The 21667-nt window shown below is 63.2% G+C and carries 22 protein-coding genes and 1 tRNA gene; 14 read left to right on the forward strand and 9 right to left on the reverse strand.

The window, feature by feature from the left end; translation table 11 throughout:
- Nucleotides 1–2 precede the first annotated feature (2 nt).
- On the reverse strand, nucleotides 3–461 hold the full coding sequence (locus QME24_RS15800) for a hypothetical protein (RefSeq protein ID WP_029886127.1): 459 nt from the start codon (nucleotides 459–461) through the stop codon (nucleotides 3–5).
- Between the two features lie 212 nt (nucleotides 462–673).
- Here QME24_RS15800 and QME24_RS15805 point away from each other — a divergent pair, with 212 nt between their 5' ends.
- The 5 genes from QME24_RS15805 to QME24_RS15825 all read left to right on the forward strand — a co-directional run bounded on the left by QME24_RS15805 (nucleotide 674) and on the right by QME24_RS15825 (nucleotide 4591).
- Nucleotides 674–2149, forward strand: coding sequence for a sensor domain-containing diguanylate cyclase (locus QME24_RS15805; RefSeq protein WP_182367390.1), 1476 nt, complete (start codon nucleotides 674–676; stop codon nucleotides 2147–2149).
- Nucleotides 2146–2358: a cysteine-rich CWC family protein gene (locus QME24_RS15810; protein ID WP_182367386.1), complete on the forward strand. Its 213-nt coding sequence runs from the start codon at nucleotides 2146–2148 to the stop codon at nucleotides 2356–2358. The genes QME24_RS15805 and QME24_RS15810 overlap by 4 nt, the downstream gene beginning before the upstream one ends.
- Before the next feature lie 9 nt (nucleotides 2359–2367).
- Complete coding sequence (locus tag QME24_RS15815) at nucleotides 2368–3060, forward strand: 16S rRNA pseudouridine(516) synthase (protein ID WP_009683071.1); 693 nt, start codon at nucleotides 2368–2370, stop codon at nucleotides 3058–3060.
- Between the two features lie 459 nt (nucleotides 3061–3519).
- On the forward strand, nucleotides 3520–4407 hold the full coding sequence (locus tag QME24_RS15820; RefSeq protein ID WP_280091837.1) for an alpha/beta hydrolase: 888 nt from the start codon (nucleotides 3520–3522) through the stop codon (nucleotides 4405–4407).
- A gap of 110 nt (nucleotides 4408–4517) precedes the next feature.
- Nucleotides 4518–4591, forward strand: a tRNA-Gly gene (locus QME24_RS15825).
- A gap of 2 nt (nucleotides 4592–4593) precedes the next feature.
- Here the strand turns inward: QME24_RS15825 and QME24_RS15830 are convergent.
- The gene (locus QME24_RS15830; protein WP_009683073.1) at nucleotides 4594–4776 is read right to left on the reverse strand and encodes a hypothetical protein; all 183 of its coding nucleotides are present in this window, start codon (nucleotides 4774–4776) and stop codon (nucleotides 4594–4596) included.
- On the opposite strand from QME24_RS15830, the gene QME24_RS15835 reads away from it, so the two are divergent.
- Both QME24_RS15835 and QME24_RS15840 read left to right on the forward strand, forming a co-directional pair.
- Nucleotides 4775–6481, forward strand: coding sequence for a SulP family inorganic anion transporter (locus QME24_RS15835; RefSeq protein ID WP_115294658.1), 1707 nt, complete (start codon nucleotides 4775–4777; stop codon nucleotides 6479–6481). The genes QME24_RS15830 and QME24_RS15835 overlap by 2 nt on opposite strands.
- Before the next feature lie 63 nt (nucleotides 6482–6544).
- Nucleotides 6545–7555: a DUF4917 family protein gene (locus QME24_RS15840; protein WP_009683075.1), complete on the forward strand. Its 1011-nt coding sequence runs from the start codon at nucleotides 6545–6547 to the stop codon at nucleotides 7553–7555.
- An 8-nt stretch (nucleotides 7556–7563) separates the two neighbouring features.
- Here the strand turns inward: QME24_RS15840 and QME24_RS15845 are convergent, their stop codons facing one another.
- From QME24_RS15845 to QME24_RS15860, 4 genes are all read right to left on the reverse strand, one after another.
- Nucleotides 7564–8082 carry a hypothetical protein gene (locus QME24_RS15845; RefSeq protein ID WP_054912184.1) on the reverse strand — a complete coding sequence of 173 codons (519 nt, stop codon included), beginning with the start codon at nucleotides 8080–8082 and terminating at the stop codon, nucleotides 7564–7566.
- Nucleotides 8083–8084: 2 nt separating this feature from the next.
- A complete protein-coding gene (locus QME24_RS15850) occupies nucleotides 8085–8354 on the reverse strand; it encodes a hypothetical protein (RefSeq protein WP_082416127.1) in 270 nt (89 codons plus the stop codon).
- Nucleotides 8355–8547: 193 nt separating this feature from the next.
- Nucleotides 8548–9762 carry an SAM-dependent methyltransferase gene (locus tag QME24_RS15855; RefSeq protein WP_280091838.1) on the reverse strand — a complete coding sequence of 405 codons (1215 nt, stop codon included), beginning with the start codon at nucleotides 9760–9762 and terminating at the stop codon, nucleotides 8548–8550.
- Nucleotides 9763–10111: 349 nt separating this feature from the next.
- Entirely contained in the window at nucleotides 10112–10729 is a 618-nt protein-coding gene (locus QME24_RS15860; protein ID WP_192440859.1) for a TPM domain-containing protein, read from the reverse strand.
- Between the two features lie 185 nt (nucleotides 10730–10914).
- Here QME24_RS15860 and bglX point away from each other — a divergent pair, with 185 nt between their 5' ends.
- The 4 genes from bglX (at nucleotide 10915) to QME24_RS15880 (ending at nucleotide 17953) form a co-directional block, all read left to right on the forward strand.
- Nucleotides 10915–13206: a beta-glucosidase BglX gene (gene bglX / locus QME24_RS15865; protein ID WP_054905628.1), complete on the forward strand. Its 2292-nt coding sequence runs from the start codon at nucleotides 10915–10917 to the stop codon at nucleotides 13204–13206.
- Nucleotides 13207–13329: 123 nt separating this feature from the next.
- Nucleotides 13330–15087: an ATP-binding protein gene (locus QME24_RS15870; RefSeq protein ID WP_054905629.1), complete on the forward strand. Its 1758-nt coding sequence runs from the start codon at nucleotides 13330–13332 to the stop codon at nucleotides 15085–15087.
- Nucleotides 15081–16412, forward strand: a complete 1332-nt coding sequence (locus QME24_RS15875; RefSeq protein WP_054905630.1) for a sigma-54 dependent transcriptional regulator — start codon at nucleotides 15081–15083, stop codon at nucleotides 16410–16412. Before QME24_RS15870 ends, QME24_RS15875 begins: the two co-directional genes overlap by 7 nt.
- A 221-nt stretch (nucleotides 16413–16633) precedes the next feature.
- A complete protein-coding gene (locus QME24_RS15880; protein ID WP_009683086.1) occupies nucleotides 16634–17953 on the forward strand; it encodes an MFS transporter in 1320 nt (439 codons plus the stop codon).
- A gap of 164 nt (nucleotides 17954–18117) precedes the next feature.
- Here QME24_RS15880 and QME24_RS15885 read toward each other — a convergent pair whose 3' ends face one another.
- Nucleotides 18118–18441, reverse strand: coding sequence for a hypothetical protein (locus QME24_RS15885; protein ID WP_054905631.1), 324 nt, complete (start codon nucleotides 18439–18441; stop codon nucleotides 18118–18120).
- Between the two features lie 240 nt (nucleotides 18442–18681).
- On the opposite strand from QME24_RS15885, the gene QME24_RS15890 reads away from it, so the two are divergent.
- Together QME24_RS15890 and QME24_RS15895 are read left to right on the forward strand one after the other, a co-directional pair.
- Nucleotides 18682–19008 carry a hypothetical protein gene (locus tag QME24_RS15890; RefSeq protein ID WP_280091889.1) on the forward strand — a complete coding sequence of 109 codons (327 nt, stop codon included), beginning with the start codon at nucleotides 18682–18684 and terminating at the stop codon, nucleotides 19006–19008.
- Between the two features lie 117 nt (nucleotides 19009–19125).
- Nucleotides 19126–19731 carry a flavin reductase family protein gene (locus QME24_RS15895; protein ID WP_009683089.1) on the forward strand — a complete coding sequence of 202 codons (606 nt, stop codon included), beginning with the start codon at nucleotides 19126–19128 and terminating at the stop codon, nucleotides 19729–19731.
- On the opposite strand, the gene QME24_RS15900 is transcribed toward QME24_RS15895, so the two are convergent.
- A complete protein-coding gene (locus QME24_RS15900; protein WP_009683090.1) occupies nucleotides 19732–19989 on the reverse strand; it encodes a hypothetical protein in 258 nt (85 codons plus the stop codon).
- Between the two features lie 59 nt (nucleotides 19990–20048).
- The gene (locus QME24_RS15905; RefSeq protein WP_054905633.1) at nucleotides 20049–20342 is read right to left on the reverse strand and encodes an antibiotic biosynthesis monooxygenase family protein; all 294 of its coding nucleotides are present in this window, start codon (nucleotides 20340–20342) and stop codon (nucleotides 20049–20051) included.
- A 201-nt stretch (nucleotides 20343–20543) separates the two neighbouring features.
- Here QME24_RS15905 and QME24_RS15910 point away from each other — a divergent pair, with 201 nt between their 5' ends.
- Nucleotides 20544–21464: an AraC family transcriptional regulator gene (locus tag QME24_RS15910; protein ID WP_054905634.1), complete on the forward strand. Its 921-nt coding sequence runs from the start codon at nucleotides 20544–20546 to the stop codon at nucleotides 21462–21464.
- Nucleotides 21465–21667: the final 203 nt, after the last annotated feature.

Raw genomic sequence — 21667 nt, forward strand, 5'->3', positions numbered from 1 at the left:
GCCTAGCGCTGCCATTGCCCCTGCCCGCGCGGCCCATCACCTGGCCCACCGCCATTGCCTGGCCCATTGGATTGCCAGCCGCCCCGCGGGTAGCGCTGGCTGCCATCGCGGTAGTCGTGCCGGTCCCGGTCACCCCGGTAGTCATCACGCTGGCGGTTGCCATAGTCATGACGTGGGTTACCGTGCCACTGGGTCACCGGCGGGCGAGGCTGCGGCCGGTAGTTGGGTGCGGGCTGATAGCGGTAACGCGGGGCGGGCTGGTAGTAGTAGCGTGGTGCCGGCTGGTAGTAGTAGCGTGGCTGTGGCGCCACGTAGTAACGGTCATAACGGTAGTACCCGGGCGCTGCATAGCGGTCGCTGGTGTAATAGTCGGAGCGGTAGTAGCTGCCACTCTCGTAGTAAGGCGCGCAGGCGGAAGTCATCGACCCCAGCAGGGCGATCAACAGGATTCGATAGGACATGGCGGCCTCCTGGACCGCTGGAGTGCCCGCACAGCGGCGCTGTCGGGCGTCGATGCGAAATGTGTTCATCGACATTGAATAAGACACCGGTAACAAGGTGCAGTGCCATTCCTGCAATAATTTGATACAGCTGCCCGGGCACCGAAAAACTTGCAGTCATTTCAAGGCCACCTCACTAGAATGGGCGGCTCGGCACACATCATGGGAAGATCATGCCTTTACGTTCCACCCTGTTTTCGCAGCGTTCGCTGATCTTCACCCTCCTGTTGCTGCTGGCCTGCGGCTTTCTCGCCACCTCGCTGCTCAGTTACTTCGCTTCGCGCAGCGCTATCCGTGACGGCATCATCAATACCGAGTTGCCGCTGACCTCCGACACGGTCTACTCGGAAATCCAGAAAGACCTGATTCGCCCGGTACTGATCGCCTCGATGATGGCCCAGGACACCTTCCTGCGCGACTGGGTGCTGTCCGGCGAGCAGGACACCGCACGCATGACCCGCTACCTGGGGGAGGTCATGGGCAAGCAGGACACCTTCACCTCATTTTTCGTGTCCGACCGCACCCTGACCTACTACCAGGCCAAGGGGGTGCTCAAGCATGTCGACCCTGGCGCCTGGCGCGACGCCTGGTACTTCCGCCTGCGTGACCTCAAGGCGCCTTATGAGATCAACGTCGACCTCGACATGGCCAACCATGACAGCCTGACCGTATTCATCAACTATCAGGTGCATGACTATCAGCAACGCTTCATCGGCGCCGCCGGTGTCGGCCTGAGCGTATCGTCGGTGGTCAAGCTGATCGACCGCTATCAACAACGCTACCAGCGCGCGGTGCTATTCACCGACGCCAAGGGCAAGGTGCTGCTGACCGGCTCGGCAGGCGGCCCGCATGGCCTACAGGTGGGCCAGCAGCTCAGTGCCAACCCCGAACTGCAGGACCTGCTGGCCGAACGGCCTGTACCCAGTGAAGGCAGCCACGAGTACCGTGACAGCGACCAGCACAGCCACTTCCTCAACGTGCGCCAGTTGCCTGAGCTGGACTGGTACCTGCTGGTGGACAAACGGGAAACCGGCGCGCTCGATCGCATTCGTCACTCGCTGTACCTGAACCTGGCGATCTGCACCATGATCACCCTGGTGGTACTGGCACTGGTACACGCCATGGTCCGCCGCCATCAGGCCAGCACAGAGGCTCTGGCGACCCTCGACAGCCTCACCGGCCTGCTCAACCGGCGCAGCTTCGACCTGCTGGCTGCCCAGGCCCTGCGCGAAGCCCAGCGCGACAGTGGCCCACTGGTGGCGTTGCTGTTCGACCTGGACCACTTCAAGGCGCTGAACGATACCCATGGCCACCTGGCAGGCGACGAAGTGCTGCGCCAGTTCGCCAATGTGCTGCAAAGCAGCCTGCGCCAGTCGGATATACTGTGCCGCTGGGGTGGCGAGGAATTCATCGTGCTGCTGCGTGAAGCCGAGGGTCGGCACGCCATCGAGGTGGCCGAAAAGATCCGCCAGCGCACCGAACAGCTGACCTTCAGCTACGACGACCAGCCACTGCGCCTGACCACCAGCATCGGCCTGAGCAGCCTGCGACCGGGGGATACCCTGCACGCCCTGCTGACCCGCGCCGACCGTGCCCTTTATCGTGCCAAACAGGCTGGCCGCAACCGTGTCTGTAGCGAAACCCCATGACTGATCAGCAACACTGCCCCGCTTGCGGCGCGCTCAACCACTGCAGCCTGGCCGACCCACGCCGCGCCCCCCAGGCCTGCTGGTGCTACGGTGTGACCATCGACCCGAGCGTGCTCCAGGCACTGCCCGCCGCGCTGCGAGACAAAGCCTGCCTGTGCCCGCGCTGCGCCGCCGTTGAAGACCAACTCCAATCACGCCCTTCCAGCTGACGCCAAGCCATGCGCCTCGATCGTTTCCTTGCCAACCTGCCCCACTGCAACCGCCAGCAAGCCCGGCTGATGCTGGCCCAGCGCCGTGTGCGCCTGGATGGCCAGGTCATCAGCGACCCGCTGGCCGAGGTGCGGGAGTTCAGCCGGGTGCAACTGGACGAGCAGTTGCTGCAGGCTGGCCGCCCGGCGCGCTACCTGATGCTGCACAAGCCGGCCGGCTGCGTGAGCGCGACCCACGACCCACAGCACCCCACTGTGCTCGAACTGTTGCCGGCGGCGCTGCGTGCAGACCTGCACATCGCCGGGCGCCTGGACTTCAACACCACCGGCCTGATGATCCTGACCAACGATGGCCAGTGGTCGCGCCGACTGACCCAGCCAGCGACCAAGCTGCCCAAGCAGTACCTGGTGGAAACCGAGGACGAGATTGCCGAGCACTATGTGGCCAAGTTCCGTGAAGGCTTCTACTTCGCCTTTGAGAACCTCACCACCCAGCCCGCCCAGCTGGACATTCTAGGGCCGCGCCAGGCGCGGCTGGCGATTGTCGAAGGGCGCTATCACCAGGTCAAACGCATGTTCGGGTTTTTCGACAACAAGGTCGTGGGGCTGCACCGGGAGAGCATGGGGGCGATCCGGCTCGACCCGGGGTTGGCGCCCGGCGCCTTTCGGCAACTCACGCCGGAAGAAATAGGCACCGTCTAGCCCGCCCGCGAACTCGCGCAACCTACCGCTGAGCGCGCGCCATACGACCGCTCAGCGCCAAACGTCACAATTAAGCCCGAACGGCACTTGCAGGATCCCCGCCCCCCTGCTTGAATCCCAATCGTCAGTCTGCATGTGACCGCTAAGTCACGATCGTAGACCCAGACACTTTTTGTCGGCCACCCAGGGCCTAGATGCCTTGGGGCACGGCAGATTGCCCGCCATACAACAACACCGTCGACGCAAGTGCCAAGGATCGACACAGGGCCCCGGTTACTCTTCAGGCGAATGCCTACCTGTCATAAAGAACGTGCACCCTGATGTCCTGTTTCGGGAATGCGCTCGCTTTGGGCCAGTGGCTTGAGTGTTCGGCCAAGCCGCCGCCAAAAGTGAACGACCCGTTTCCGCGACAAGCCACCAGGTGACGCGAATACCCTTTTTGCGCCAGGAGTCGATGACATGAGGCCAGAAATCGCTGTACTTGATATTCAAGGTCAGTATCGGGTTTACACGGAGTTCTATCGCGCGGATGCGGCTGAGAATACGATCATCCTGATCAACGGCTCGCTGGCCACCACAGCCTCGTTCGCCCAGACGGTGCGCAACCTGCACCCGCAGTTCAATGTCGTCCTGTTCGACCAGCCCTACGCGGGCAAATCCAAACCGCACAACCGCCACGAACGGCTGATCAGCAAGGAGACCGAGGCGCATATCCTCCTTGAACTGATCGATCACTTCCAGGCCGACCACGTGATGTCGTTCTCGTGGGGCGGTGCCAGCACGCTACTGGCACTGGCGCACCAGCCGCGGTATGTGAAGAAGGCCGTGGTGAGTTCGTTCTCGCCGGTGATCAATGAACCAATGCGCGACTACCTGGCGCGCGGTTGCCAGTACCTGGCCGCCTGCGACCGCTATCAAGTCGGCAACCTGATCAACGACACCATCGGCAAGTACCTGCCGTCGCTGTTCAAGCGGTTCAACTACCGGCACGTCAGCAGCCTGGACAGCCACGAATACGCGCAGATGCACTTCCACATCAACCAGGTGCTGCAACATGACCTGGCACGGGCACTGGAGGGCGCGCACGCTATCGATATTCCGGTGTTGTTCATCAATGGTGAACGCGACGAGTACACCACGGCCGCAGATGCACGGCAGTTCGGCAAACACGTGGGGCGCAGCCAGTTTGGGGTTATCCGCGGTGCAGGACACTTTCTGGACATGGAGACCAAGGCCGCCTGCGAGGACACCCGCAATGCCATGCTGGGCTTCCTCAAGCCAACCCTGCGTGAAGCCCGGCAACGTTACCAGCCGCTGCAACAGGGGCAGCATGCACTGGCTATCTGAGCAACTCGGCGCCTTGGTGCGGATACCCGCCGGCATGAGGCGCCGACACGCTTTTTTTATAACGTGGGCTTCTATTTCGCGCAGGGTTCTGGTAAAAAGTGCGGCGTAAGGCGGGTATAGTTTAGTGGTAAAACGAAAGCTTCCCAAGCTTTAGTTGAGGGTTCGATTCCCTCTACCCGCTCCACATTACATTCCCCCGCATGGCGTTCCGGCAACGTCATCGCTGTCAAAAGGAGCGTTCGCTCCTTTTTTCGTTTCTGCCAATCGCTTCGATCTGCTGCTTTCGATGATCAGCAGCATGGCCAATTGCCTGTCGATCCGTTTCAATGCGCCCAGGGTTTCGTGAAACATTTCGAAAGGACGACGCATGTTGCTCTCCCGCTGGCTACCGGGCCTTGCCAACCTGCTGCACTACCGCCGCGAATGGCTGCACGCCGACCTGCAGGCAGGGCTGTCGGTGGCAGCCATCCAGATCCCGATTGCCATCGCCTACGCCCAGATCGTGGGCCTGCCGCCGCAGTACGGCCTGTACGCCTGTGTGCTGCCGATGATGGTCTATGCGCTGATCGGGAGCTCGCGCCAGTTGATGGTCGGCCCCGACGCGGCTACCTGCGCCATGATTGCCGGGGCCGTGGCGCCGCTGGCCTTGGGCGACCCGCAACGCACTGCCGAGCTGTCGGTCATCGTCACCGTACTGGTCGGGGTCATGCTGATTGCCGCTGGCCTGGCGCGGGCCGGGTTCATCGCCAGCTTCTTCTCGCGCCCGATTCTGATCGGCTACCTCAACGGTATCGGCCTGAGCCTGATCGCCGGGCAGTTGTCCAAGGTGGTGGGGTTCAGCATCGAGGGCGACGGTTTCATCCTCAGCCTGATCAACTTCCTCCAACGCCTGGGCGAAATTCACGGGTTGACGTTGTGCATCGGCCTGGCCGCCCTAGGCCTGCTGATCTGGCTGCCACGCCGCTACCCGCGCCTGCCGGCCGCGCTAACGGTGGTGGCGCTGTTCATGCTGCTGGCGGGTCTGTTCGGCCTCGACCGCTTCGGCGTCGCCATCCTCGGCCCGGTGCCGGCCGGCATCCCGCAACTGGCCTGGCCACACAGCAACCTGGCAGAAATGAAAAGCCTGCTGCGCGACGCCCTGGGTATCGCCACGGTCAGTTTCTGCAGCGCCATGCTCACCGCACGCAGTTTTGCTGCCCGGCATGGCTACGCCATCAACGCCAACCACGAGTTCGTGGCGTTGGGCGTGAGCAATCTGGCCGCCGGGGTTTCCCAGGGTTTTGCCATCAGCGGTGCCGATTCGCGCACCGCTGTCAACGACATGGTCGGGGGCAAAAGCCAGCTGGTCGGCATCGTCGCCGCCCTGGTAATCGCCTTGATCCTGCTGTTTTTCACCGCGCCCATGGCGTGGATCCCTCAGGCCGCGCTGGGCGCGGTGCTGCTGATGGCTGGCTGGGGGCTGATCGATATCAAGTCATTGGGCCACATTCGGCGCCTGAGCCGTTTCGAATTCTGGCTGTGCCTGCTGACCACCGTGGGGGTGCTGGGGCTGGGCGTGCTGCCCGGCATCGTGTTTGCCGTGACCTTGGCGATACTGCGCCTGCTGTACAGCATCTACCAGCCTACCGACGCCGTGCTCGGCTGGCTGCCGGGCACCGAAGGCCAGGTCGACATTCGCAAGTTCAAGGATGCGCGGACGGTGCCCGGCCTGGTGGTCTACCGTTTTGACGACGCAATCCTGTTCTTCAATGCCGACTACTTCAAGATGCGCCTTCTCGAGGCGGTGCAAGGCGAGGCCCAGCCCAAGGCCGTGTTGTTCGATGCCGAGGCCGTGACCAGTATCGATGTCAGCGGCATGGCCGCATTGCGTGAAGTGCGCGACACCCTGGCCGCGCAGGGCATTTTCTTCGCCATCGCCCGTGCCCGCGGCAGCTTCCTGCGCATGCTGGTGCGCTCGGGCATGGCGCGCGAGATGGAGGACAAATTGCTGTTCGGTTCGGTGCGCGCCGGCATCCGGGCCTACCGGGTATGGCGTAACCGTAAGCGCAGCGTGCCGACGGCCAGGCAGGGTTGATACCCCTTGCCCCCGCCTGACATGCTAAAGTCGCCCCGCGCCCGCACCACCAATGGACCCAGCATGCCTGCACTCGACGCCCCACTCCTGCCCTGGCCGGAACTTGCCGCCCGCCACCCCTGCGATGCCCTGCTGCTGGGTAACGGCGCCAGCCGCGCAGTGTGGAAGCCGTTCGGCTATTTCTCGCTGTTCGAGGAGGCGCAACGCGCCGGTCGCAAGAAAGGCCTGGCGATCAGCGACCAGGCCCTGTTCAAGTCCTTGGGCACGGAGCTGTTCGAACCGGTGCTCAGCGCGCTCAACACCACCGTGCGCGCCAATGCTGCGCTCGCCATCAACTCCACTGCGCCGCTCAACCGCTATTACTCGATCAAGGAAGCGCTGATCCACGCCGTGCGCACCGTGCATCTGCCCTGGCGGCTGATGCCTCCGGCAACCCTGGCCGTGCTCAATCAGGCCTTGCGTGGCTATCGCAGCGTCTACACCAGCAACTACGACCTGCTGCTGCCTTGGGCCCTGCAACATGCCCCTCAGGGCTTCGCCGACCTGTTCGACGAGCAGGGTTACTTTGATGTGCGCCGGCGCAGCAGCGAGGGTACCCGGGTGATGCACCTGCACGGTGGCTTGCACCTGCTCAAGCAACCCGACGGCACCACCCGTCAACGCAGCGCCGAGAGCGCCGAGCTGCTGGAAGGTTTTGCCGTGAACATTCCCGGTGAGGTGCCGCTGTTCGTCAATGAAGACCGCAGCGACGAGAAACTGCGCGCCATCCGCCACTCGGACTACCTGAGCTGGTGCCTGGGGCAGCTGGCCCAGGAACACCGTGGCCTGTGCCTGTTCGGGCAGCACCTGGACAGCACTGACCAGCACCTGCTCGACGCCATTCGAATGGCCGGGCCCAAGCACCTGGCGATCGCCATTCGGCCGTTGAGTGAAGCGTCGGTGATCAACCAGAAGCAGCATTTCGTCGATCGCCTGGGCGCCATGCCGGGCACGTCACTGCACTTCTTCGATGCCACGACCCATCCGCTGGGGCAGGCATCGCTGTCTATCGAAGCCGTGGCCACCCGAGGTTGAGGCCAGCCTCAGGCGCCTGTTGAAGGGGCCAGGTCTGGCTCGCCGAGCACGCGTTCGTATGCTTTGGACACGTTAACGGCCATTGCCATGCGCGCAAGCTCCAACGTGCTCTTGCCGATCGGGTAGCTCCCTCGCGCCTGCAGCCATGGCAACACATCGGCCAGGTGCCACAGAGCGGTGCTGCCATCATGCACGGGTACTGGGAAGCTACCCGCATGGGCGAGCATCAATTTGCGCATGTTCTGCCGAGATACACCGATGAGTTCCGCCACATCGCTGAGCCCAACCAGATCGGGGGTCGCTTCGATCAGGCGAGCGCCTGGAACCGCTCTGGCAACATCACTCAATGCGCTCTCGATGGCCTGCCTGGCAGATGTCGCCTGGCGAGTGAATGCCAATGCCAGACGCCCAGGTTGACCTACACCAGCCAATGCATCATCACATCCGTACTGAGCCAGGCGCTCCAGCAACGCATCGATATCTTCGTTCCCGCTCAGCTGATACCTGAGAGTGAACTCATACTCCATCGCTACTCCTCCTTGGGGGTACACATTGCCAGCCTGTCAGCCGAACAGTGATCAACCACACGCCTCAACTGTCGCGCTAAATTACCGGCGTTACGTGGCGTGCTCCATATGCTGGTAATGCAATACTCCCCGCATCGACAGTCGGCATCGTTGAAAGGGCAATACATTTTTCCCCAACAATGTCCCCCGCCTACCGCAACTCTCCATCCCTTTGATTCCGCGTGCCTCAAGGCCAGTTCGACCTCTTTCCTGGCATGACTGGGGCGGGCCATCAGCTTTTCTCCAGTGTGGACTTACTGCTCATGGGTTGTCAAATGACAACCTGGCTAACTGACTACTGAGCACGTCACACTATAGAAATGCTGATCAGAGAACTCCTTGAAAGGCACGGCTAGGAAATGCCCTACAAGCATTACCGATCAAGGGCAAAGGAATTCTGTAGGGATGGTAGGGATACGCGCCCGCTCAGAGCAGCCCGTCGCACCGCAACAGCGTCTCCAGGCAATGCTCCTGCACCCCATAGAACGCCTTGAGCTGGGCGATTTTCTCCAGCAGCGCACGGTTGTCGCCCGGCTGGCGCCGCTTCACCGCAAGAATCATCTTGTTCTTGTTGGTGTGCTCCAGGGAGATGAATTCGAATACCTTGGTCTCATAACCACAGGCCTCCAAGTACAGCGCCCGCAAGCTGTCCGTGAGCATTTCGGCCTGCTGGCCCAGGTGCAGGCCGTATTGCAGCATTGGCTGCAGCAGGCCCGGGCTGTGCAGTTGCGGGCGGATCTGCTTGTGGCAGCACGGCGAACACATGATGATCGCGGCATTGCTGCGGATGCCGGTGTGGATGGCATAGTCGGTGGCGATGTCACAGGCATGCAGGGCGATCATCACCTCGATGGCGTCGGGCACCACGCTGCGCACGTCACCACACTGGAACTCCAGGCCCGCATGCTGCAGCCGCACCGCGGCGGCGTTGCACAGGTCGACCATGTCCTGGCGCAGTTCAACCCCGGTCACCTGCGCTTCGCGGCCCAACGTATTGCGCAGGTAATCATGCATGGCGAAGGTCAGGTAGCCCTTGCCCGAGCCAAAGTCGGCCACCCGCAGTACCTGCTGTGCCGGCACCGGGGCGCTGGCCAGGGCGTGGTCGAAGACCTCGATGAACTTGTTGATCTGCTTCCACTTGCGCGACATGGACGGGATCAGTGCCCCCTGCGCGTCGGTCACGCCAAGGTCGCGCAGGAATGGGCGCGACAGCTCCAGGTAGCGTTTTTTCTCACGGTCATGGCCACTGGCGGGCGCGGCCTCGCGCGGGGCTTGTGCGCCATGACGCTGAAGCATCGGCTTGCCCTTCTTGCTGAAGGTCAGCTGTACTTCGCCGTCGGCATCGAAGAGGTGGGCGTTACGGAAGCTGCCCGGCAGCAACTCGGCCACCAGCGTCAAGGCATCGTCCAGGGCCAGGTTGCGGGTGATGTCTCGGGTCTGGTGACGGTAGACCAGCGACAGGCAGGGCTGGCCCTTGACCAACAGCGGCTTGGCGATGATTCGTTGCAGGGTCTGGTCGGCACCGACATGGCGCGCCACCACCAGCTTGCTTAACGTGCCGCCCTGCAGGGCAGCGTTCAGCAGGTCGAGGAACTGGGCGAGTGCGTCCGGCGCGGCGGAAGCGGAATGACTGGCGGGCATGGACAAAGGGGCCTTGGGTAGCGGAACGCTCATTCTACCGTGTGCCGTGCGGCCAGGCATACCTTGGCCACCCACGGCCGCGTCACGCCCAGGCCAGGCCAGGCCAGGCGCTGCATAGCTTGTGGCAAACACCTGCCGCAAGCGCGACGCGGCCTGTGTGGGAGCGGGCGAGCCCGCGAAGAGCCCAACGCGGTGGCTGGCACCGGCGACGCCGGTGTTCGCGGGCGCGCCCGCTCCCACAAGGGCCCGGCTAATTCAACAAGTTATGGATCGTTCAATAGGAGCTGGCGATGGGCTGCACAGCAGCCCCGAACTGCCTGCCCTCACCCAATTGCGCCTGCATGCTGCCTCAGTCGAGAATCACCAGGCGGTTTGGCAGCTCGTTACGCGCATGGGTCGGTGGCACCTGCTCGCTCAGTAACTCGCCGCAGGCCTCGATGCATTCGACAAAACCCTGCAGGGTCCGCCCCTGGCGCACCTGTTCGGCAAGCCGGGTGACAAGTGCCGCCCGAGCGCTGGCATCCAGGCAGTGCTCGATGCCGCGGTCAACCAGTATTTCCACATGCCGCTCCGCCTCGCTGACAAAAATCAGCACCGCCGTGCCAGCCGCCGTACGCTGCAGGTTCAGCTCGCGAAATTGCTGGTGCGCCAGGCGCGAAGCACGCCAGCGGCGCAGCACCCGGGGGATCAGCCAGCCGGCCAGGCGCGGGCTGCGCAGCAGCAGGCACAAGCCGACAAACAGCAGCATGTTGGCCACCAACAAGCCACGCACGCCCGGCCAGCCCAGCAGCCACTGCAGCAGGCCCGGCACGGCCAGTGCCAGCACGGCAGCCCAGAGCAGCGGCCAATACGCATAGTCGTCGGCACGCCGCGCCAGTACCGTCACCAGTTCGGCGTCGGTGTGCCGCTCGGCACGGGCTATGGCTTCGGCAATCTGCCGCTGATCATACTCGTCAAAAGGGGTCATGCCGTCGGTCTCTGAGCTTTCTTATAGTTGTTGTCCCGGCATACGGGGCTTCGTCCGCGGGTGACATATTCAGGCATAATCGGCCGCTGGAAGCATTGCCTGCAAATCGTACAACAATAGCCGCCTGAAAACTTCGGCCGCGCGCGTACCACCCTGGATACGGCAGAGGCCCCACAACGGAACTGATGATGAAACTGTCTTTGCTGGGCCTGGCCATGGGCCTTGCCAGTCAGGCGGCCCTCGCCGCCACCTCCGCCCCGCCCCTGCAAGACAAGCAGGCCTTCATCGACCATCTGGTCAGCCAGATGACCGAAGCCGAGAAAATCGGCCAACTGCGCCTGATCAGCATCGGCCCGGAAATGCCGCGCGACAAGATTCGCGAGGAAATCGCCGCTGGCCGCATTGGCGGTACCTTCAATTCCCGCACCGCGCCGGAAAACCGGCCGATGCAGGATGCGGCCATGCGCAGCCGCCTGAAGATCCCGATGTTCTTCGCCTACGACACCGTCCACGGCGAGCGCACGATCTTCCCGATCGGCCTGGGCATGGCCGCCACCTGGGACATGGACGCGGTGGCCAAAGTGGGCCGCACCGCCGCCATCGAAGCCTCGGCCGATGCCCTGGACATGACCTTCGCCCCCATGGTCGATATTGCCCGCGACCCCCGCTGGGGCCGCACCAGTGAAGGTTTCGGCGAGGATACCTACCTGACCTCGAAGATCGGCCAGGTCATGGTGCGCTCGTTCCAGGGCAGCAGCCCGGCCAACCCCGACAGCATCATGGCCATCGTCAAGCACTTTGCGTTGTACGGTGCAGTAGAGGGCGGGCGCGACTACAACACGGTCGATATGAGCCTGCCGAAAATGTACAACGATTACTTGCCGCCCTACCGCGCCGCACTCGATGCCGGTGCCGGGGGCGTCATGGTGGCGCTGAACTCGATCAACGGTGTGCCGGCCACCTCCAACACCTGGCTGATGAACGACCTGCTGCGCAAGGAGTGGGGCTTCAAGGGGGTGACCATCAGCGACCACGGCGCCATCCAGGAACTGATCCGCCATGGCGTCGCCCGCGATGGCCGCGAAGCCGCCAAGCTGGCTATCAAGGCCGGCATCGACATGAGCATGAACGACACCCTGTACGGCCAGGAACTGCCAGGCCTGCTGAAGTCTGGCGAGGTGAGCCAGCACGAACTGGACCAGGCCGTGCGCGAAGTGTTAGGGGCCAAATACGACATGGGCCTGTTCAAGGACCCGTACGTGCGCATTGGCAAGGCCGAAACCGACCTGAAAGACTACTACGGCAGCGACCGCCTGCACCGCGAAGCCGCCCGTGACGTGGCGCGTCGCAGCCTGGTGCTGTTGGAAAACCACAACCAGACCCTGCCGCTGAAAAAAGCCGGCACCCTCGCGCTGGTCGGGCCCCTGGCCGATGCCCCGATCGACATGATGGGCAGCTGGGCCGCCGACGGCAAACCGGCGCATTCCATCACCGTGCGCGAAGGCCTGCGCCGCGCCCTGGAAGGCAAGGCCAAACTGGTCTACGCCAAAGGCTCCAACATCACCGGCGACAAGGCCATCCTCGATTACCTGAACTTCCTCAATTTCGATGCCCCGGAAATCGTCGACGACCCGCGCCCCGCTGCGGTGCTCATCGATGAAGCGGTCAAGGCAGCGCAACAAGCCGACGTGGTAGTGGCCGTGGTTGGCGAGTCCCGCGGCATGTCCCACGAGTCGTCGAGCCGCACCACCCTGGAGATTCCTGCCAGCCAGCGTGAACTGATCAAGGCCTTGAAGGCGACCGGCAAGCCACTGGTACTGGTGCTGATGAACGGCCGCCCGCTGTCGATCAGCTGGGAACGTGAACAGGCCGATGCCATTCTCGAAACCTGGTTCGCCGGTACCGAAGGCGGCAATGCCATTGCCGACGTGCTGTTCGGTGACTACAACCCGTCCGGCAAGCTGGCCATCACCTTCCCGCGCTCGGTCGGGCAGATCCCGATGTACTACAACCACACCCGTATCGGCCGGCCGTTCACGCCAGGCAAACCCGGCAACTACACCTCGCAGTACTTCGAAGAGCCCAACGGCCCGCTGTACCCGTTCGGCTACGGCCTGAGCTACAGCAGCTTCGAGCTGTCGGGCCTGACGCTGTCGGCCAACAACCTCAAGCGCGGCGACACGCTGCAAGCCAAGGTCACGGTGAAGAACACCGGCAAGCTGGCAGGCGAGACCGTGGTGCAGTTGTACCTGCAGGATGTCTCGGCATCGATGAGCCGCCCGGTCAAAGAGCTGAAGAACTTCCAGAAACTGATGCTCAAGCCCGGTGAGACGCGCACCTTGAGCTTCCGTATCAGCGAAGAAGACCTGAAGTTCTACAATGGCCAGTTGCAGCGGGTTGCCGAGCCCGGGGAATTCAATGTCCAGGTCGGGCTGGATTCCCAGGCGGTGCAGCAGCAGAGCTTTGAATTGCTGTAACTGAACGGTCGCCTGTACCGGCCCTTTCGCGGGCTTGCCCGCTCCCACAGGTACTCACACGTGGGGGCGGGCAAGCCCGCGTAGGGGGCCAGCCCCGATGCCCCAATGATCCGGATCCGCGCCATGCCCTTTTCCTTTCGCGCCCTGCGGCTGGGGCTGATTACCCTGCTGATCCTGCTAGGCACTGCCCTCAGTGCCGGTTGGGCGATGCACCAGGCCAAGCGCCAGGCCATGGAAAACGACGCACAACGTGCCCACCAGCAACTGGGCTTGTACGCCAATACCCTGCATACGCTGATCGACCGCTACCGGGCCCTGCCGGCCGTGCTGGCGCTCGACCCGGAACTGATCGACGCCCTGCGCGGCCCGGTCAGCGAGACGGTGCAAGGCGCCCTGAACCGCAAGCTCGAACGTATCAACGGTGCGGCCAACTCTTCGACCCTCGAACTGCTCGACCACACCGGCCTGGCCGTGGCAGCCAGCAACTGGCGGCTACCCAGCACCTACGTCGGCTCCAACTACGGCTTTCGCCCCTACTTCAAGCAAACCCGCAGCCAGGGTACGGGCCGCTTCTATGCCGTTGGCGTGACCAGCGGGGTACCGGGGTACTTTCTGGCCAGCGCAGTCAACGACGAACATGGCCGTTTTCTCGGCGCCATGGTGGTCAAGCTGGAGTTCCCGGAGCTGGAACGCGAATGGCGCCAGGGCAGCGATATCCTGCTGGTCAGCGATGCCCGCGGCATCACCTTCATTGCCAACCAGGACGGCTGGCGCTACCGCGAACTGCAGCCACTGAGCGGCGCCGACCGTGCCGAACTCGCCGAAACACGCCAGTACGACAAGCAGCCGCTGGTGCCGCTGCACCATCAGGTGCTCACGCGCTTCGCTGCCAACAGCACCCTTAGCCGCGTACAAGGCCCCGACGGCAGCGCCGAGTACCTGTGGGAAAGCCTGCCGCTGGCAGGCGAGGGCTGGACCTTGCACCTGCTGCGCAAGCCGCAGGTGGCGGCAGACGGCCGCAACGCCGCACTCGGCGCTGCTGCCGTATGGCTGAGCCTGGTGTTCGCGGCGTTGTTCATCAGCCAGCGCCTACGCCTGGCACGGCTGCGCCAGCGCAGCCGGGAAGAGCTCAAGCGCCAAGTCGAGGAACGTACCCGCGAGCTGCGTACCGCCCAGGAGGGCCTGGTGCAATCCGCCAAACTGGCCGCGCTGGGCCAGATGTCGGCGGCCATGGCCCATGAAATCAACCAACCGCTGACAACCCAGCGCATGCAACTGGAAACCGTGCGCCTGCTGCTCGACAATGGCCGGCCTGCCGAAGCGCGGCAGGCACTCGAGCCGCTGGAGCAGATGCTCACGCGCATGGCCGCGCTCACCAGTCACCTCAAGACCTTCGCCCGTAACAGCCCGATGGGCTTGCGCGAGCGCCTGGACCTGGCCACCGTGGTCGATCAGGCACTGCACCTGCTGGAAACGCGTATCCGCAGCGAAGAGGTCGAGGTCGCGCTGTACCTCGCACGCCCGGCCTGGGTACGGGGCGATGCCATCCGCCTGGAACAGGTGCTGATCAACCTGTTGCGCAACGCCCTCGATGCCATGGCCGACAAACGCTACAAGCGCCTGGAAATACGCATCGAAGCCGATGGCCAACGCTGGCGCCTGAGTGTGCTCGACTCCGGTGGCGGCATAGCCGAGGCCGACCTGGCCAAGGTCTTCGACCCCTTCTTCACCACCAAGCCCGTGGGCGAAGGGCTGGGCCTTGGCCTGGCGATCTCCTACGGTATCGTCCATGAGGTCGGCGGCCAGCTGCAGGCCGAGAACCTGTCTGGCGGTGCGCGCCTGAGCCTTACCCTGCCCCAAGACCTGGAGCCTGCATGTTGAATTCAGTGATCGTTATCGATGACGAAGCCAGTATCCGCACAGCGGTCGAGCAATGGCTGAGCCTGTCGGGCTTCAACGTGCAGCTGTTTGCCCGCGCCGAAGACTGCCTGAGCCAGCTGCCGAAGCACTTCCCGGGTGTGATCATCAGCGATGTGCGCATGCCCGGCATGGGTGGCCTGCAGCTGCTCGAACGCCTGCAGGCGGACGACCCCGATCTGCCAGTGATCCTGCTGACCGGCCACGGCGATGTCCCCATGGCCGTGGAGGCCATGCGCAACGGGGCCTACGACTTCCTGGAAAAACCCTTCACCCCGCAACATCTGCTGGGCAGCCTGCGGCGGGCTCTGGAAAAACGCCAGTTGGTGCTTGAGAACCGCCGCCTGCACGAGCAGGCCGACTTCAAGTCACGCCTGGAAGGCACGCTGCTGGGCATGTCCCAGGGCCTGCAACTGCTGCGGCGGCAGGTGCTGGACCTGGCCAGCCTGCCGGTCAATGTGCTGATCCGCGGTGAGACAGGCAGCGGCAAAGAACGTGTAGCCCGCTGCCTCCACGATTTCGGGCCACGCGCGGCCAAGCCATTCGTGGCGCTCAATTGCGCGGCCATTCCTGAGGCATTGTTCGAGGCCGAGCTGTTCGGCCATGAGAGCGGCGCCTTCACCGGAGCCCAGGGCAAGCGCGTCGGCAAGCTGGAATATGCCAACGGCGGCACGGTGTTTCTCGATGAAATCGAAAGCATGCCGCTGGCCCAGCAGGCCAAACTGCTGCGGGTGATCCAGGAGCAGAAGCTCGAGCGCCTGGGAGCGAACCAGAGTATCAACGTTGACCTGCGCATCATCGCCGCAACCAAGCCCGACTTGCTGGAGGAGGCCCGTGCCGGGCGCTTCCGTGAAGACCTTGCCTACCGCCTGAACGTTGCCGAGTTGCGCCTGGCGCCTTTGCGCGAACGGCGCGAAGACATTCCGCTGCTGTTCGACCACTTCGCCCGCGCTGCTGCCGACCGGCTTGGCCGCACTGCGCCGCCGCTGTCGGGCGCGCAACTGGCACAACTGCTGGCGCATGACTGGCCGGGTAACGTGCGCGAGCTGGCCAATGCGGCAGAGCGGCACGCATTGGGCCTGGGTTCACCGAGTACCGAGGTGGCCCCTGCCGGGCAATCGCTGAGCGAGCAGATGGAAGCGTTCGAGGCCCAGTGCCTGCGTGCAGCGTTGCGCCAGCATGGGGGCGCGATCAGTGCGGTGATGGAGGCGTTGCAACTGCCGCGGCGAACGCTGAACGAAAAAATGCAGCGGCACGGGTTGTCGCGGGACGATTTTACCGGCCAGTGATAAGCGGAATTCCGCCTATCACTGGCCGGCGATAGGCAGAATTCCGCCCATGCACAGCACTTTCAGGGCCTGGCTCGCCGGCGCGTGGCCGGCGAAGTGCCCGCAAAGCGGCCTATTGCCCCGGTTTGGGTCGGCCCGCCCCGGTTTGGCACACCTTCTGCAAATGCTCGTGTCAGCTGCGCCCAGGCGCGCTTCACAACAACAACGAGAAGGTATCCCTGATGGATAACGCCACCTCCCTGCCCGCTGGGGCGGCCGCTGCGCCTGCCGCAGAAAAAACTACCGCCAGCCGCCTGAAGTCGATCTTCAGCGGGTCCATCGGCAACATGGTCGAATGGTACGACTGGTACGTCTACGCCGCATTCTCGCTGTATTTCGCCAAGGCCTTCTTCCCGGCCGGCGACTCCACTGCACAACTGCTCAACACCGCCGCGATTTTCGCCGTTGGCTTTTTGATGCGCCCGATCGGCGGCTGGCTGATGGGCCTTTACGCCGACCGCAAAGGCCGCAAGGCCGCGCTGATGGCCTCGGTACTGCTGATGTGCGCCGGCTCGCTGGTCATTGCCCTGACGCCTGGCTATGAAACCATCGGCTTCGCCGCACCGGTCCTGCTGGTCATCGCCCGCCTGATGCAGGGCCTGTCGGTGGGTGGCGAATACGGCACCTCGGCGACCTACCTCAGCGAAATGGCCAGCAAGGACCGCCGCGGCTTCTTCTCCAGCTTCCAGTACGTGACCCTCATCTCCGGCCAGCTCATCGCCCTGGCAGTGCTGATCGTCCTGCAACAGACCCTGACTACCGAGCAGCTGTATGCCTGGGGCTGGCGCGTACCCTTCGTGATCGGTGCGCTGTGCGCCGTGGTCGCGCTGTACCTGCGCCGTGGCATGGAAGAAACCGCCTCGTTCACCAAGAAGGAAAAAGCCAAGGAAAGCCTGATGCGCACCCTGCTGCGCCACCCCAAGGAACTGATGACCGTGGTTGGCCTGACCATGGGCGGTACCCTGGCCTTCTACACCTACACCACCTACATGCAGAAGTACCTGGTCAATACCGTGGGCATGAGCATCAGCGACTCGACCACGATCTCGGCCGCCACGTTGTTCCTGTTCATGTGCCTGCAGCCTGTGATCGGTGGCCTGTCCGACAAGATCGGCCGGCGCCCGATCCTGATCGCCTTCGGTGTACTGGGCACCCTGTTCACCGTGCCGATCCTCAGCACCCTGCATACCATCCAGACCTGGTGGGGGGCGTTCTTCCTGATCATGGCAGCGCTGATCATCGTCAGTGGCTACACCTCGATCAACGCGGTGGTCAAAGCTGAACTGTTCCCGACCGAAATCCGCGCCCTTGGCGTGGGCCTGCCCTACGCACTGACCGTTTCGATCTTCGGCGGCACCGCCGAGTACGTGGCGCTGTGGTTCAAGAGCGCGGGCATGGAAAGCGGCTTCTATTGGTACGTCACCGCCTGTATCGCCTGCTCGCTGCTGGTATACGCGACGATGAAGGACACCAAACAGCACTCACGTATCACCACAGAGTGACGCGGTAAGGCCGTTCTGCAAGGGCGCCCAACGTGCAGGGCGCCTTTTTTATGCCCCCTAATGCCCCATGAGCCGATTAGCTGAGCTATTCGGCTCATGGGATGGGTATGAAAGGCCGTTTGCTGGGCAAGCGTGAAAGCATTGACCCGTTACCGCATCAACATTCAGGACATTTCCAGCGCCTGACGCGGTTCACGACGCTGGTACCAGCCGGCCATCAGTACCAGTACCAGCAGCACGCCACCCAGCACGGCCGATGAACCGACCGTGCCGAAGTCCAGCCCGCCCTTCGCATGAGGTTTGGTCAGGAAGTCGCCCAGAGCGGTACCCAAGCTCAGCGGCAGGATGCCGATCAGCAGGGCCGTACCGGTGGCATAGACCATGCCCAGGGTAGGGTCCATGAAGTCGGACATCGCGGTGCCGACGGTGCTGGTGGGCTGAAAAATAGGTTGGTAAGCGATGAAAAAACGTTCATCGGTGATCTGCATCAGGTGTTCTTCTTAATCACCTATTAATTGCCACCCTTCAGCCTTCACGAGCTGACTGATGAAGGGTGCATGCACCAACCCGTGCCCGGCCAGGCAAACGCCTATACGACGGTTACAGCACCCTTAAATATCGAATAAGTCGATTATTTAGTGCATATATTTGCGCTTTTTAATCAGCATATTGGGCGTAATATTTAAGTCACGGAAACAAACAACCCACAAAACCCTGGAGCAATGACCATGAAAAACAAACTGATCCTCACCCTGGCCCTGTCGGTTTTCGCTACTGGCGCCTTTGCCGAAGATGGTTTCGACCGGACCAATGCCCACACCTTTGCCGCAGCCCAGACCCAGTCGGCCAGCTACGCTGAAGACGGCTTCGATCGTACTGGCGGCCAACGCTTCGCCGAAGACGGTTTCGACCGCACCGGCGGCCAACGCTTTGCCGAAGACGGCTTCGACCGCACCGGTGGCCAACGCTTCGCTGAAGACGGCTTCGGTCGCACCGGCGGCCAACGCTTTGCTGAAGACGGCTTCGACCGCACCAACGCCAACCGCATCAGCTGATCCCTGCTGCGAGCGCCCAGCCCGGCTTTTGCCGGGCTTGATCATTTGCAGGCAAGCAAAGGCTTGGCACACTAGGCTTCTTGTCTACCAGGAGGTAGGGCCAGTAAGCCCAGCACAATGTATTACTACGAACCCGCCAAAGGCCACGGCCTGCCCCACGACCCCTTCAACGCCATCGTCGGCCCTCGTCCTATCGGCTGGATCTCTTCGCAAGACCGCGAGGGACGCTTGAACCTGGCGCCCTACAGCTTCTTCAATGCCTTCAACTACATCCCGCCAATCATCGGTTTCTGCAGTGTCGGGCGCAAAGACAGCCTGAACAATATCGAGCAGACCGGTGAGTTCGTCTGGAACCTGGCCACGCGATCGCTGGCCGAGCAGATGAACCAGAGCTGTGCGCCGGTGGCTGCCGAGGTCAGTGAATTCGAGTTGAGCGGCCTCACCGCCACACCGTCAAGCCTGGTCAAGGTGCCGCGCGTGGGCGAAACCCCGGTCGCGTTCGAGTGCAAGGTCAGCCAGATCGTCCAGCTCAAGCGGGCCGACCAGGCGCTGGTACCCAGCTGGCTGATTCTTGGGGAAGTGGTGGCCGTGCACATTGCCGACCACCTGCTGAAGAACGGTATTTACGATACCGCGGCAGCCGAACCTATCTTGCGCGGTGGTGGCCCGGCGGACTATTTCGAGCTGGGCAACCTGTTCAAGATGGCCCGCCCGCCGGCCTGATCACCAGACCAGCTCACCCTCAGCGCTAACGCCTTGCAGGCGCTGCAGTTCGGCCGTGGCCGCTTCGTCGGCGGCCACGGCGCCCTTGAATACCTGGCCGTCGAGCACCTTGTGAAAACGCGGCGCGCCGCCCATACCCAGGGCTTTGACTGCGATGGCCGCGTGATAGCCACCACCTTCGGCCGGCACCATCGCCGACACCGCTTCGAACTGCGGGAATTCCCTACGTGCCATGTTGCTCTCTGCCTGCTTGATCATGGCCCGGCATGTTAACCCAAACCCCAGCCAGCGCGCGCGCTGTGGGAGGGGCCATGCCGTCAGTCGAATGTATGCAAGTCCAGGCTGCTGACCACCTGCGCCTGCACCAGCTCACCGAACACCTCCAGCGTGGGCGACGCAAAATAGCCACTCATGGCCTGTTGGTCCTGCCAACTGCCGCTGAGCAGCCACAGGTCAGCGTCGGCCTGCGAACGCTGTACGCTGAAACTCAGGCAACCCGGCGCACGCAGCGACGGTTCGAGCAGGTCACGCAGGCGCGCGCCAAGCTCCGCCGAGCGCCCGCTGCTGGCACGAATGAACGCAAGATGGGTGACCGGTTGTTTTAGGGCCATTGCACAATCTCCTTGAAGCAAGCGGACGAAAAAGCCAGGCTGCCAAGGTTAGGAGTTCGCCCGCGCAACCCGTTAGGCCAATACTGCCCGCCGCTTGCCTGATCCTGCGGCGCGGCAGGATCAGGCAAGCGACGTGCAGCTTTCGACTAGCGTCGGCCGTTGCCCAAACCTATGCTGCGACCGTCAGCAGAGGAAAGCATCATGACCATCGCCACGCCCACCGATCCGACCCTGGAACTGCAGCGCCTGGAGCTGGCCGAGCTGATTACCCGCCATGCCGGCGAGCCCCACGGCCCGGCGTCGGCCATCGCGGATCTGTACCTGGTGCGCTACACCGAGAATGTGCGCTCGGTCCCCACCCTGGCGCAACCGGCCTTGTGCATCCTTGCACAAGGCAGCAAAAGCCTGTTTCTGGGTGACGAGCAGTATGCCTACGATCCACTGCACTACATGGTGGTTTCGGTCACCCTGCCGTTGAGCGGCGTGCGGCTCGATGCCAGCCCCGAGCACCCCAGCCTGGGTTTGCGCATGGACCTGGACCCGGCCGAGATCAGCCAGTTGATCGCCGAAAGCGGCCCGATGCTGGTGCCCAACAAGCCATCGGGCCGTGGCCTGTACGTGGATAAAACCGATGCGGCGTTGCTCGACGCCCTGTTGCGGTTGCTGCGCCTGCTGGATAGCCCACGCGACATCTCCATGCTGGCGCCACTGGTCCGCCGTGAGATCCTCTACCGCCTGTTGCGTGGGCCGCAGGGTTATCGGCTGTACGAAATCGCCTTGGCGAACAGCCAGACCCACCGGGTTTGCCAGGCCATCGCCTGGCTCAACAACCACTACCAACAGCCACTGCGTATCGGGGACCTGGCCCGTGAGGTCAACCTCAGCACCTCGACCTTGCACCACCGCTTCAAGGCGGTGACCTCGATGAGCCCGTTGCAGTACCAGAAGCAACTGCGCCTGCAGGAGGCACGGCGGTTGATGCTCAACGACGGGCTCGAGGCGGCGGTGGCGGCCTACCGGGTGGGCTATGAAAGCCCTTCGCAGTTCAGCCGCGAGTACAGCCGGCTGTACGGCGCGCCGCCCATTCGGGATGTGGCTCGGTTGCGGGCCAATGCTGGCTGAAGTTCAAGGTGGCTGTACCGGCCCCATCGCTGGCAAGCCAGCTCCCACAGGGATTGCATCAGGGCAGACAGGTGTTTGCCACAAGGTATGCAGCGCCTGTTAGAGCGAGCGCCGCCCGCGCGGCGCATCGCGAGCTGCGCTCGCTCCTACGTTTGTTTCGGGCCAATTATTCCTGTGGGATTTGCGCGCGAACGCCTTTGTGC

This window comes from Pseudomonas sp. PARCl1 (assembly GCF_947311875.1).
GTDB lineage: Bacteria > Pseudomonadota > Gammaproteobacteria > Pseudomonadales > Pseudomonadaceae > Aquipseudomonas > Aquipseudomonas juntendi.

Bases quoted from the DNA above. Each gene is read 5' to 3' on its own strand.
- QME24_RS15850 (WP_082416127.1), bottom strand. From the start codon at position 8,354: ATGGCCCGCCCCAGTCATGCCAGGAAAGAGGTCGAACTGGCCTTGAGG.
- QME24_RS15815 (WP_009683071.1), top strand. From the start codon at position 2,368: ATGCGCCTCGATCGTTTCCTTGCCAACCTGCCCCACTGCAACCGCCAG.
- QME24_RS15890 (WP_280091889.1), top strand. From the start codon at position 18,682: ATGAAAAACAAACTGATCCTCACCCTGGCCCTGTCGGTTTTCGCTACT.
- QME24_RS15900 (WP_009683090.1), bottom strand. From the start codon at position 19,989: ATGATCAAGCAGGCAGAGAGCAACATGGCACGTAGGGAATTCCCGCAG.
- bglX (WP_054905628.1), top strand. From the start codon at position 10,915: ATGATGAAACTGTCTTTGCTGGGCCTGGCCATGGGCCTTGCCAGTCAG.
- QME24_RS15860 (WP_192440859.1), bottom strand. From the start codon at position 10,729: ATGACCCCTTTTGACGAGTATGATCAGCGGCAGATTGCCGAAGCCATA.
- QME24_RS15880 (WP_009683086.1), top strand. From the start codon at position 16,634: ATGGATAACGCCACCTCCCTGCCCGCTGGGGCGGCCGCTGCGCCTGCC.
- QME24_RS15895 (WP_009683089.1), top strand. From the start codon at position 19,126: ATGTATTACTACGAACCCGCCAAAGGCCACGGCCTGCCCCACGACCCC.
- QME24_RS15905 (WP_054905633.1), bottom strand. From the start codon at position 20,342: ATGGCCCTAAAACAACCGGTCACCCATCTTGCGTTCATTCGTGCCAGC.
- QME24_RS15835 (WP_115294658.1), top strand. From the start codon at position 4,775: ATGTTGCTCTCCCGCTGGCTACCGGGCCTTGCCAACCTGCTGCACTAC.
- QME24_RS15810 (WP_182367386.1), top strand. From the start codon at position 2,146: ATGACTGATCAGCAACACTGCCCCGCTTGCGGCGCGCTCAACCACTGC.
- QME24_RS15885 (WP_054905631.1), bottom strand. From the start codon at position 18,441: ATGCAGATCACCGATGAACGTTTTTTCATCGCTTACCAACCTATTTTT.
- QME24_RS15875 (WP_054905630.1), top strand. From the start codon at position 15,081: ATGTTGAATTCAGTGATCGTTATCGATGACGAAGCCAGTATCCGCACA.
- QME24_RS15830 (WP_009683073.1), bottom strand. From the start codon at position 4,776: ATGCGTCGTCCTTTCGAAATGTTTCACGAAACCCTGGGCGCATTGAAA.
- QME24_RS15805 (WP_182367390.1), top strand. From the start codon at position 674: ATGCCTTTACGTTCCACCCTGTTTTCGCAGCGTTCGCTGATCTTCACC.
- QME24_RS15870 (WP_054905629.1), top strand. From the start codon at position 13,330: ATGCCCTTTTCCTTTCGCGCCCTGCGGCTGGGGCTGATTACCCTGCTG.
- QME24_RS15845 (WP_054912184.1), bottom strand. From the start codon at position 8,082: ATGGAGTATGAGTTCACTCTCAGGTATCAGCTGAGCGGGAACGAAGAT.
- QME24_RS15840 (WP_009683075.1), top strand. From the start codon at position 6,545: ATGCCTGCACTCGACGCCCCACTCCTGCCCTGGCCGGAACTTGCCGCC.
- QME24_RS15800 (WP_029886127.1), bottom strand. From the start codon at position 461: ATGTCCTATCGAATCCTGTTGATCGCCCTGCTGGGGTCGATGACTTCC.
- QME24_RS15820 (WP_280091837.1), top strand. From the start codon at position 3,520: ATGAGGCCAGAAATCGCTGTACTTGATATTCAAGGTCAGTATCGGGTT.
- QME24_RS15855 (WP_280091838.1), bottom strand. From the start codon at position 9,762: ATGCCCGCCAGTCATTCCGCTTCCGCCGCGCCGGACGCACTCGCCCAG.
- QME24_RS15910 (WP_054905634.1), top strand. From the start codon at position 20,544: ATGACCATCGCCACGCCCACCGATCCGACCCTGGAACTGCAGCGCCTG.